Origin of the sequence: Balneola vulgaris DSM 17893 (assembly GCF_000375465.1) — a bacterium.
Lineage (GTDB): Bacteria > Bacteroidota > Rhodothermia > Balneolales > Balneolaceae > Balneola > Balneola vulgaris.
This window is the reverse complement of the sequence record NZ_AQXH01000001.1, coordinates 689,879-701,793: the sequence shown is the minus strand read 5'-3', so window position 1 is coordinate 701,793 and position 11,915 is coordinate 689,879. Positions and strand designations below refer to the sequence as shown.

6 protein-coding genes are annotated in these 11,915 nt (G+C 40.1%); 2 read left to right on the top strand and 4 right to left on the bottom strand.

Features of this window, described 5'->3' with window-relative positions; translation table 11 throughout:
• Window positions 1-30 precede the first annotated feature (30 nt).
• Both B155_RS13525 and B155_RS0103065 read left to right on the top strand, forming a co-directional pair.
• Window positions 31-2,766, top strand: a complete 2,736-nt coding sequence (locus B155_RS13525; protein WP_018126777.1) for a T9SS type A sorting domain-containing protein — start codon at window positions 31-33, stop codon at window positions 2,764-2,766.
• Window positions 2,767-2,836: 70 nt separating this feature from the next.
• Window positions 2,837-3,661, top strand: coding sequence for an aldo/keto reductase (locus B155_RS0103065; protein ID WP_018126776.1), 825 nt, complete (start codon window positions 2,837-2,839; stop codon window positions 3,659-3,661).
• A gap of 26 nt (window positions 3,662-3,687) precedes the next feature.
• On the opposite strand, the gene B155_RS0103060 is transcribed toward B155_RS0103065, so the two are convergent.
• Genes B155_RS0103060 through B155_RS0103045 form a run of 4 tightly spaced genes read right to left on the bottom strand, consistent with a single transcriptional unit; the run spans window position 3,688 to window position 11,831 of the window.
• The gene (locus B155_RS0103060) at window positions 3,688-4,413 is read right to left on the bottom strand and encodes an acyl-[acyl-carrier-protein] thioesterase (RefSeq protein ID WP_018126775.1); all 726 of its coding nucleotides are present in this window, start codon (window positions 4,411-4,413) and stop codon (window positions 3,688-3,690) included.
• Window positions 4,414-4,449: 36 nt separating this feature from the next.
• Window positions 4,450-7,485, bottom strand: a complete 3,036-nt coding sequence (locus B155_RS0103055; RefSeq protein WP_018126774.1) for an efflux RND transporter permease subunit — start codon at window positions 7,483-7,485, stop codon at window positions 4,450-4,452.
• A gap of 4 nt (window positions 7,486-7,489) precedes the next feature.
• Complete coding sequence (locus B155_RS0103050) at window positions 7,490-10,768, bottom strand: efflux RND transporter permease subunit (RefSeq protein WP_026167159.1); 3,279 nt, start codon at window positions 10,766-10,768, stop codon at window positions 7,490-7,492.
• Between the two features lie 13 nt (window positions 10,769-10,781).
• Window positions 10,782-11,831, bottom strand: coding sequence for an efflux RND transporter periplasmic adaptor subunit (locus tag B155_RS0103045; protein WP_018126772.1), 1,050 nt, complete (start codon window positions 11,829-11,831; stop codon window positions 10,782-10,784).
• Between the last annotated feature and the right edge of the window lie 84 nt (window positions 11,832-11,915).

Here is an 11,915-nt window from a genome sequence, read left to right as displayed (position 1 = left end):
AGAAGTTTTTATTGAACTAATTGGTTGCCTATGGGCTCACCGCTACTATTAAAAGCACTCTTTAAAACCCAACATATCGCCCCTTTCCTGCTCGTATTGCTGTTTGCAAGTGTTACAACTGCACAATCAGTACTTATACCTGGCGATGTTGTGGTAGTGTCAGCGAACGCTCAAGACAATACTCTTGAGCTTGTTCCTTTGATTGATCTGGAGAAGAATTCAACGTTGTATTTGAATAACGGTATCTGGAATCAAGAAGAGCAAGTGTTTACTGATGGTGAAGAGATTGAAGTGGTGTTTCGCTCATCTATTGCCGCAGGTACGCCTATCATTATTGGTGAACAAAGTAATTCAGAAGCGGTATTAACCTCCGGCTTTTTCAAGCTATCTGAAAAAACAGAGAGAGTATTTCTGTACCAAAAAGATGACCAAATTCATCGTTTCTTATTCGGGATTGGATGGGGGGAGCCTTTACAAGATTTTTATGGATCTGAAATCCCTAAGGTACTCGCCGAGAATCCTAGAACTATACTAGCTTTAGGTACAGCAGATAATTACCAGTATTTCATTCGTCATGGCGCCAGTGGTACAGCAGATATGTTACTAAGCTTTGTTGGTAACAGAGGAAATTGGAGAGGAAACAACGAAAGAAGTTATGTTGGCTTTGGAACTACATTCAATTTATTGAAGCCACCAGTTATTCTATTTGATCAGAACCTATCAACAGCTAAAGAAACCGATAAAAAAGCGACTCTAAACGTTGCTATCTACGAACACGATGGGTCTAAACTCACAGTAGATGTAGTATTTGATTCAACCAATAGCTCAATCAGTAGAGAAGAAATTAAAAACTATTTCACAACAGAAGTGAATTTCACAGGTTTGGTGGGCAATGCGGTTTATGAAATAGAAGTGCCTCTAGAAAATGATGATGAGTACGAAGGAGTGGAAAGTGGCATTTTCATGCTTAGAAATCTAAGTCATGGTCAGTTCGGAGATTATATAAGCCATACAGTATTAGTTACGGATGATGAAATTCCTACTATGAAGATGGAAGTGGTTGAAGACCGAGATCGATCCGTGCTATTGTTACATAACCTCGAGCGAAAAGCGATTAATATTTCAAATTGGGATATCGTTAATGGCGATCATCACTTTGTGATTCCAAAAAATAGCATCCTTGAAATCGGGGAAACGCTTCTGGTATTTGAAGAAGGTAATGCAGACTTGCAAGCCCTTTCAAATATCTACTTTGAGCTTGATGATACAGACAGAGGGCTGATTTATGATGAGGGTACCATCCAGCTTATTAATTCAAATAGTAAGCGTGTTAGCAGTGTAAGGCTTCGATCAAATAAAGATGAGAGGCAAGAAATTCAATCCGCCAGTAAAGAAATTTTAGCGAACAACACTACGAATCAATCAACTCCTGATTTAAATAGCTCGGCAAGTGCATCTAGTTTCTTCAGTCCGGGCTGGAGAGTGTTAACTGCTGAGCAATTGAAAGAGTTAAGTAATGTGAATGATTTTTATACATGGGATCAGACTCGAGGGAAGTTTGTCTCACTCTCTGATAATAACCAATCTTTAAGTGATGGAGACTTTGGGATTGGTTATTTATCGGAAGAATTTAGTTCGAAGCTGAATACTGATAAAGCGAAGCAGGTTTTAAATGAGAACTTGGAACTTAAGCTTTCAACAACGGATAGAAATAGTGACGGAATAATCACTGAACTTGAAGGGTTGAATTATGTGGTAAATAATTCAAATAAGGCTATATCAGTTCAATGGTTACAATCTCAATTGAAAGAAGAATTAGGTCTTAATTACACACCACAAGTGTTTATCAGTACATCAAATTTTAATGGCATAAAATCTTTGCATAACAATGATGTAATTGCTTCAAATCGTGCTTTTTGGATCGGTTTAAATGAAAATATTGAAGCTCAAACATTAAGGCTAAGTGTAGATGGGCTAAATAATTCTACGGTAACTGAAGTAGTAGAGGATATGCGTGGGTTTAGCTTACTGCTAAACGATGGGCGGAATAGTGCATCAGTAGAAATACTATTTACAGATAATGATGAAGTATCTGCGAATGTAGAATCTATCGCATTATATAAAGACCTCTATGTAAACTCATTTAGAGGCTTAGCCTTGACCATGAATCCGAATTTGAAACACTACGAGAAGTTCCATGTATCGACCTCGTTGTCTAATGTTGTGAATTTACCTTTGAAAATGATTTCAACAGAAGAAGGAGAGTTTACCCTGAGTGTGCAGCAATGGGAGGATATCCCAACGGGTTGGGTGATAGTGTTAGAGGACATGGAAACAGATAGAGTTTACGAGCTGACAAGTGATTGGGATGTGGATTTCGATTATTTCAATGAAAATTCTTCGAATACGCAAGAATCAAGTTTCCCTTCAACAGAGGATAGATTTAGAATTAAAGTAATCCCAGAGTCTCTTGTAGCTACTGAAGGCGTTGAGGATATTCCTACGGATATTGAGTTATACCAGAATTATCCGAATCCTTTTAATCCAACTACCAATATTTCATTTTATTTACTGGAGACGAGCGAAGTTAAGCTCTCCGTGTTCAATATAGTGGGACAGCCTGTTGCCACTCTTGTCCAAACTACCCTATCACAGGGGGAACATTCAGTGGAATGGGATGCAACGGATATGCCGAGTGGAATGTATATATATCAACTCGAGGTAGGTAACAAGGTTATGACAAGAAAAATGACCTTAGTTAAATAAGAATTTAGAAGTCTAACTTCAGATTAACTCATACAATTATAACTTAAAAGTAAAACAGTTTTAACCAACAATGGTCACCAAGAATATTCAAGGTATCGATGTTCCCGAAATCGGCTTTGGTACATTTAAATTAATCGGGAAAGAATGTGAACAAGCCGTAAAATTAGCCTTAAACCTAGGCTACCGGCATATTGATACCGCCCAAGCGTATAAGAATGAGAGAGAAGTTGGACAAGCCATAAAGGCGGCGCATGTGAAAAGAGATGAGCTTTTTATTACTACAAAAATATGGCTTACTAATATGGAGCCAGATGATGTAATAAAATCTACAGAGCGTTCACTCCAAGATTTAGACGTACCTTATTTAGATTTACTTCTCATTCACTGGCCTAATCCAGATGTGGATATCGAAAAGACTATCGAAGCAATGCTTTCAATTCGAGATCAAGGAAAGGCTTTGAACATTGGGGTAAGTAATTTCCCTATGAAACATTTGAAAGAAGTAAATGAGGAATTGGCCGCTCCTATATTTTGCAATCAGGTAGAATACCACCCATTACTTGGACAGTTTGAATTGCTGGAGTATGCAGCCGACCACGACCTTATGGTGACTGCTTATAGTCCATTAGGACAAGGGGAAGTACTGACCAATCCACTTCTTATTGAACTAGGTGAGAAGTATGGTAAATCGCCCGCTCAAATAGCCCTACGCTGGTTAATAGAGCAAGAGCAAGTGGTGGTGATTCCAAAGGCATCTAGCCGAGAGCATATGGAAGCAAATCTTGATATATATGACTTCGTGTTGGACGATGATGATTTCTATGCCATCGATGAACTGCAAAAAGACCGAAGAATTGTAACGCCTGATTTCGCTCCTGATTGGGACGCTAAATAAGCGAGTTTTCTTTAGCCCGAGTTAGATTAATAATAAAACTCAGCTTGGGCTACGATTTCATCCTTTTGGTTGACCAATGTATGTAAAGTATGCTTTTCCAGTTGCTGTACACTAGAGGTTAGGGTATCGCCGTAGATACTTTCACGAAGGAATACGATGTCGACACCCGTTGGCTTTTGATTGTAGGAAGCAGGTAGGGCCTCTATAAGCCATTCCATGTAACGAGCGTTGTTCACATGCTGGTTCATGTCTAAGTCAGACTTTCTAACCACAATCTGCTTTGAGGCATCCGCATTGGTGAGTTTGGAAATTTTGCTGCTTTTAATTGGTTGAGTATGATCCCGATCTGAAAATCGTGTATTTAGAATCTCTTCCGTCATTCTTGTGGGCCTACGAGTTTTGAGATTAATCATCATCCAATAACTGAGGCATACCACTAACTCATTTTGATCCTCATCTAGAATTCTATAATTACGATAAGCTCGGAGTCCATCGCCTGCAGCAGGCCAAGTTTCAATAGTCACTTTTTGGCGCCATTTAGGAAAAGATTTTACTTGGATATCCATGCGATGTAGCACCCAAGTTAGTCCTTGTTTATGTAGATCGGTGATGTCGAAATTTAGCTGTAAGGCATGATTTCCAGCTACTTCTTGGAAGAGTTCACAAATAGCAGCAATGGTGATGTCGCTATCATTATCTGCTTCGCTAGCGCGAATATTAAAGCTCTCAGAATAGATCGTTGTTTGTGGCACTTTTTGTTTTCAAAGTAAGCAAATAAGCCTCCAAAGTTAATTCTTAATAGCGGAGGCTTTTGAAATTCGCTTCGACCATAAACTTATATCATCAAGAATAATGTATATGGAAGGAAGTACGATTAGGCTAACTATGGTTGAAAAAGTTAAGCCACCAACAATTGCACGAGCCATTGGGAAATAGGGAGGGCCATCTCCACCAATTTGTGTTGTTCCTATACAAAGGGGAATTAACCCAAGTACGGTAGTTCCTGCTGTCATCAAGATAGGACGCATTCGGTCTTTTCCACCCTGAACTACAGCCTCTGTTCTACTCATGCCCTCAGATCTAAGATGAATGATGTGATCAATGAGCACAATTCCATTGTTCACCACTATACCCATTAAAATAAGGATCCCGATCATAGCCATTAGATCGAAAGTAGTACCCGTTATTAAAAAGAACCAGAGGATGCCGATGATGCCGTAAAAGATACATGCGAGAACACTGGTAGGGTAGAGCAACGACTCGAAAAGAGCTGCCATTACGAGGTAAATTAGAAAGAAAGCCACGGCGATATTGAAAAGCATGGTGCCAAGGGCTTCATCGTCGTTGCTAAAACTACGTCCATAGCTCCAAGCATAGCCCGCAGGATATACGATTTGGTTCATAACTTGAGAAATACTTTCTCTAGCGTCATCGATGGTTGTGCCTTCCGCCAAATTAATGGTAATGCCTAAGGCTGTTTTTCTGTTTTCACGGAATATTCGGCCTGGACCTTTGGTTTGGGTAAACTCGGCAAGAGAGGAGAGCTTTACGGTTTCATCATCGTCGGTTGTAATAGGTAGTTCCTTGAGGTCTTCCACACTTTGTTTGTCTACATTTTGAAGAGCAAGCACTACATTTATTTCTGAATTCTCACCTCGAACTCTTCGGAGGTTTTGTCCACGTACTGCATTGGATACCGATCGTGCTACTGTTTGTGATGTGAGTCCATAATTTCGGGCGCGTTCATGATCAATTTTAAGACTTACCTCATCTTTGCCTAATTCTGCTTCAGATTTAACCGATGCGAAACCTTCTAATTGGCTCATACGCCATTCAACTTGATCGGCTAATTCAGCTAGAACATCCATCGACTCACCCTGAACAAACACTCGAACAGCGGGGTTGCCACTCCGACTTCTGAATTCAAAAGAGGGATCGCCAATTGGAATGGTAGGAAGGTTAGCTTCTACTGCTTTTTTAACATCCTGAACTGATTTTGTGGCCTCTTTTTCTTCCACTAGGATAATGGTAGACAAGGCAAAATCGGGTGTGTAGTAGGTATACACTGATTCAATATCGAATTCTTCTTGATGCTCGTAGAGGTAGGCTTCTACTTTATCTACCGCTACTTTAACACGATCTAAGGAATAGGCACTGTTTAAGTTATAAGCCAAATCAATTTCCCTTTCTTCCGTGTCGGGGAACATGTCAAAACTCATAAACCCAGCAGGGATAATAACACTTAGAAATAGCAGTATTATACTGATGGTTGAAATCCATCTATTGGAGATGAATTTCTTTAAGAACTTAGCATAGTGATCAGATAATCGATCAACAACCGTTCTCTTTCTTTCTTTTGTTTGGGGTTTAATTTTTGAGGAAAGAAGTGGAATGATCGTCAAAGAAATGATTAAGGATGACACCAATGAAATCATAATTGGCATTCCTATGTAATACATGTGCTGCTTTATAAAGCTTTCATTAATCACATTAGGCAGGAACACCACAACGGACGTGAATGTACCTGCAGTTACTGCTATACTTACTTCCTTGGCTCCAAATATAGCTGCGTCTTTTGGACTTAAACCTTTGCGTTGATATCGATGAATATTCTCCGTTACTACAACCGCGTTATCTACTAACATCCCCACTGCGAGCATTAAGCCCATCATTGATAAAATGTTTAAAGAGATATTTAAGAAGTAAAAGAAGCCTAACGTAACGATAAGTGAAAAGGGGACTGCCGTAGCAACAATCATGGTTGAAGTAAATTGTCGCAAGAAGAAATAGAGTACGAAGATGGAAAGACAAGCCCCAAGAACACCCGCATTAAATAATTCACGCAGAGAACTTAAGATTCCTTCCGCTTGATTATTCATCTCATAAATTTGAATACCTTGCATCTCAGGGAGTTCATTTATGACGTCTATTTCCTTTAGAACACGTTCTACGGTAGCTACGGTGTTAGCCGACGACTCCTTAACAATATCCAAGCCGATAGCATATTTTTGATCTAAATGGCGCGCATATTGACGAGTAGGTGAGGAATAGGATACTTGAGCAATGTCTTTTACTCGAAGATTATTATCGCCTATGATTAGATTCTCGAAATCCTCAACGGTTGTGAGCTCCCCAATTGGACGAACATTGTATCGAAGTCCAGAGTCACTGATTTTACCTGCTGAAATGGAAAAATTGGCTTGATTAAGCCTACTAGATAACTGGTTAATATCTACGTTGTATTGCAATAAACGATCGGCTAGGAGCTCGATTCGTATTTCCTTTTTCTCAACTCCATACAAGGTTACTTGCCCCACCCCGTCTAAACGCTCAATACGCTGCTTGAGGTTACGGTTTAATAAGTCGTAAGCATTCGATAAATCTCTTTCACTGGAGATACGCAACTGCAATGTGTTACCACCTCCGTCTTGAAATTTGAAGATCTGGTAGTATTCAAAGTCATCTGGTAATTGATTGCGAACGCTTTCAATTTTTTCCTTTAGCTCGATGGCTTTTAAATCGATGTCGGTGCCTTGCTTGAATTGGACCGTTACATTTCCATCTGCTTCCCCAGATCCCGAATTAATCCGCTCAACACCACTAATGGTAGCTACAGCTTCTTCGATAGGTCGAACAATCCGTTCTTCTATTTCCTCTGGGGAAGAATTAGGGTAGGTAAAATTAATAGACGCCCCAGGAAATGTGATATCTGGGAAGTATTCGAGCGGAACTAAGCGTGTAGCTATAAGCCCAACCACCACTAAACTCACAAAGATCATGATGGTGGTTATTGGTCTCTTAATAGAAATCTCAGGTAAACTCATAGTATCAACCTTTTGAGATTTCAGACTTCGTTACATAATTCTTTCTATCCATGATAGAATACATAACTGGAATTACCACAAGAGTTAGAAGGGTAGACACTAACAATCCGCCAATTACAGTAATACCCATTGGGGCTCGAAGTTCAGCTCCATCTCCAAAACCAATAGCAAGAGGAAGTAACCCAAGTGTTGTTGTAAGTGTGGTCATCAGAATAGGTCTTAATCTCGACTTACCACCTTCCATGATCGCTTCATACTTATCTAATCCTCGTTCACGTAATTGATTAATCAAATCGATGAGGACAATCGCGTTATTCACCACAATACCGGCAAGTAATATTAATCCTATAAACACCACTACACTTATGGTAGTACCTGTGATGAATAAGGCTAATATTGCACCCACCAATGCTAGTGGAATAGTAAATAAGATGATAAAGGGGTGGAGTAAAGATTCAAACTGAGAAGCCATTACTAAGTACACTAAGAACACGGCAAGTGATAAGGCAAACAGGAGTGATTTAAATGATTCATCCATTTCCTGATTCTGACCGGCTACACGAGCGAATATGCCCGTTGGCATAGTCGTTTCTGAAATAATCGATTCAACTGTGTTTGCAGCTTCGCCTAAATCACCATAGTTGAGGTTAGCCGTTATAAGAGCTACTCGTTGTTGATTGATTCGACGTATTTCACCGGGACCATTGGTCACTTTCACTTCAGCGATTGCACTAAGTGGGATAGGGCGTTCTGCATTAGGGTTAATAATTAGTTCGTTGATTTCTTGAATGGAAGAACGGTCTTCTTCTCGAGCACGAACTAGTACGTCAATCTTACGGTCTCTCCATGAATACCTTGTTGCAATATCACCACGAACGTTGTTTACTATTCGTTGAGCCACTTCATTTACTTGTAGTCCAAGTGCTGCAGCGCGGTCACGGTCAAATAAAATCTGTAGCTCAGGACTTCCCATTTCCATGGTGTTTTTAACATCTGCGAATCGGTCATCCTTATTCATTTTTCGAGCTAATTCATCGCTTACTTGCTTTAGCTTATCGATGTCGTAGCCCGAAATTTCAACTTCAACAGGTGTTTTGAATGAGAATAGGGAAGGACGCGCAAATTTATATTGAAGCCCAGGTACTTGTTGTAGTGAAGAACGCATTGCATCCATCACGGATTCTTCAGCATCCGAGTTAGAGCCAGATGTCAATAGCACATTTAACTCCCCCCAGTTTTCACCGCCTTGATCAGGATTGGCATCCATACGATTCCCAGTCCCAGCAACGGCAAATGTAGAATTCACATTGTCTTTAGAGCGTGTTGCTAATTGTACACTTTTTAAAGCCGCATCCGTTTGTTCGATAGGAGTACCCGGAGGCAGTTTAAACTCTACCTTAAACTCACCCTGTGATAACTGAGGAATAAGTTCAATTCCAATTTTTGGTACTAATAAGATGGAACCAGCAAACGTCCCCACTGCAATAAGTAATACAATTGCCTTATGGTGAAGAGCGCTGTTTAATAATTTTAAATAGACCTTTTCAGTCAGCTTATAAAATTCATCAAATAACCATACAAAAGGAGATAGTATTAAACCAAATAGTTTACCGATTCCTAAAAACAGCTTTCGTATCAACTTTGTGATTTGAGTTGGAGCGATATAAAAGGCATTCATTCGAACATTTCGAAGGGTATTTCCTAGTTCGGTCTTAGGCTTTTTTAAATCGAGAGGTTCAACATCTTCGTCTTTATCACCAAGAGACGACATCATCGGAATAAGGGTAACCGCAACGATCAGTGAAGCGATTAATGAAAAGGTAACTGTTAAAGCCTGATCCCTAAATAGTTGCCCTGCAATTCCATCCACGAATACAAGTGGGAAGAATACTGCGACGGTTGTGAGGGTTGAAGCAATGACAGCTGTTCCAACTTCACTGGCTCCATCACGTGCGGCTTGTAATTTTGATTTACCCATTTCCACATGCCGTGCGATATTCTCCAACACAACAATGGAGTTATCAACCAGCATACCAATACCCAGAGCAATACCTCCAAGCGACATAATGTTCAAGGTGATGTCGTTGCTATACATCAAATTGAATGTGGCGATAATAGAAACAGGTATTGAAACGGAAATGATTACCGTTGTCCAAAAGCTTCTCAAGAAAAAGTAGAGAACTAGAACAGCCAGTATACCACCAATTATTCCAGCGTTTTTTACTTCATTAACTGCCGAGGCTATGAAGATCGATTGATCATAAATCTTCTCCAGTTTGTAGCCAGTAGGTAGGTCGTTGCGAATTGATTCTATGCGCTCTTCAACAGACTCAGCCACGGCAACAGTATTGGCATCGCCTTCTTTGTATATAGCGATCTCCACGGCTTCACGACCATCAAGTCGTGTAATGGCTTCTCGCTCTTTATAGCCTTGACGTACTTCGGCAATATCTTTTAAATAGATGGTGTTATTTGCCCTGCGTGTGATAACCACATTACGGATTTGATCCACATCTTGGAATTCGTTGAGAGTACGAACTAAATACTGCTGAGTGCCTTCCTGAAGGCGCCCCCCAGAAAGGTTAACATTCTCTGCTGCAAGGATTTGATTAATGCTTTCTATCGGAATGTTTAGGTAGGCAAGGCGTTGTTGATCGATGTTAACTTGGATCTCATCTTCTAAACCACCACTAATTTTAACAGAAGCCACTCCAAGCGACGCTTCTAAGTTTTTCTTTATTAACTCATCGGAGAGAATACGAAGTTGCTTGAGCCGTGCAATGGTAGACGGATCATCAATGTCTTGGGCTGAAGTGAGTTGAACAGGTGTATTTTTATCGGGCGAAGCACCTTCATAATAAATAGCGTACCGAATGATAGGATCTAAAGTAGGATCGAATCGTAGGGTGACAGGCTTTTTTGCTTGAAGGGGTAATTGAATGGCATCAAGTTTACTGATCACATCTAAGTTTGCGATGTCCATATTTGTACCCCAATCAAATTCGAGTACCACGTCCGATTGCCCCGGTCTAGAAATCGAACGAACAAGTTTTACCCCTTTAACCACACCTACCGCTTCTTCAATAGGTTTGCTAATTAAATTTTCGACTTCAAGGGGTGCTGCTCCTTCAAATTCAGTGCGAATAGTAAGGGTAGGATAGCTGAGATCAGGTAGTAGGTTTACATTCAAGCGTGTAAGAGATACGATTCCAAACAACAGTATGGCTACTGTAAACATCGAAATCGTTACTTTTCTTTTAACGGAGAAATCTATGAGTTTCATTTTCTATCTCCGCTTAGCTACGAACTACATTTACTTTAGTGCTGTCTTTTAAACTGCCTTGGCCAGTAGTAACAATAATTTCTCCTTCTTCGAGTCCTTCAATAACTTCAATGTTTTGTCCATTCACGTAGCCTGTCTTAATAATTTTTCGGTAGGCTGTTGAATCTTTGATTACGAAAACAGATTGGTTCTCATCTTCTGATAAAACCGCAACTTTAGGAATCATATGAGTAGCGGTATGAGTGTCGTAAACAATCTTGATGCGTCCAAACATACCTGGCTTTAGCTTACTGTTCTTTTCATCGATTACTACCGTCACTTTAAAAGTACCTGTTGTAGGGTCAACGATAGGGCTGATTCGTTCAACATGTCCTTTAAAAACTTGGTTAGGCAGTGCGTCTGCTTTAAGCTCAGCTGGCTGCCCTTGATCTATCTTAGCCATCTCGTGTTCAGGGATGTAGAGTATGGCTTGGAGTGGGTCGAAATCAGTTACTTTAAATACATCTTGGTCGGTACCAATCATATTACCAACTTTGATAAAACGTTCAGAGATCACTCCATCAATAGGTGATTTTATAGCCGTGTACTCTTCGTTTAATTTAGCCAGTTCATAGGCAGCACGTTGGGCTTCATATTCGAATCGTTTATTATCGTATTCTTCAACAGAAATTGCCCCTTTTTCATAAAGCTCTTTACTACGTTTGTAATCGTTATTTAAACGATCCATGGTAGATTTAGCTCGTTCGGCTTCAATGCGATATTGCTCACCTTCAATTCTGGCTAAAACTTGTCCTGCTTTAACACGGTGGCCTTCTTCTACTAAAATTTCTTGGATAACCCCACGAACTTTTGCTACTACTGTGGCTTCTTGTTCTGCTTCGAGTGTGGCTGTATTCGAGTAATAAGCGGAGATGTCACCCTTTAGAACTGTAGCTGCTTCAACGGGAACGACTAGTGTTGAATCTTGGTCGTTGTTTTGGTTTTCATTGCCTTCGCTGTTGTTGCAAGCTGTGATTAGTAGAAAGGAGCTTGCAAGGAGTATCCCTATGGCTTTTGTTCTCATGATTGAAGTCTTATTGATTGTGTGAACATTTGTGGCTTTGACGGTTCACTCAAAAAGATGTTACAATTTCAATCTATAAGAACG

What these genes read in the sequence shown, in the direction of transcription:
- B155_RS13525 (WP_018126777.1), top strand. Translation starts at nt 31, where the DNA reads ATGGGCTCACCGCTACTATTAAAAGCACTCTTTAAAACCCAACATATC.
- B155_RS0103065 (WP_018126776.1), top strand. Translation starts at nt 2,837, where the DNA reads ATGGTCACCAAGAATATTCAAGGTATCGATGTTCCCGAAATCGGCTTT.
- B155_RS0103055 (WP_018126774.1), bottom strand. Translation starts at nt 7,485, where the DNA reads ATGAGTTTACCTGAGATTTCTATTAAGAGACCAATAACCACCATCATG.
- B155_RS0103050 (WP_026167159.1), bottom strand. Translation starts at nt 10,768, where the DNA reads ATGAAACTCATAGATTTCTCCGTTAAAAGAAAAGTAACGATTTCGATG.
- B155_RS0103045 (WP_018126772.1), bottom strand. Translation starts at nt 11,831, where the DNA reads ATGAGAACAAAAGCCATAGGGATACTCCTTGCAAGCTCCTTTCTACTA.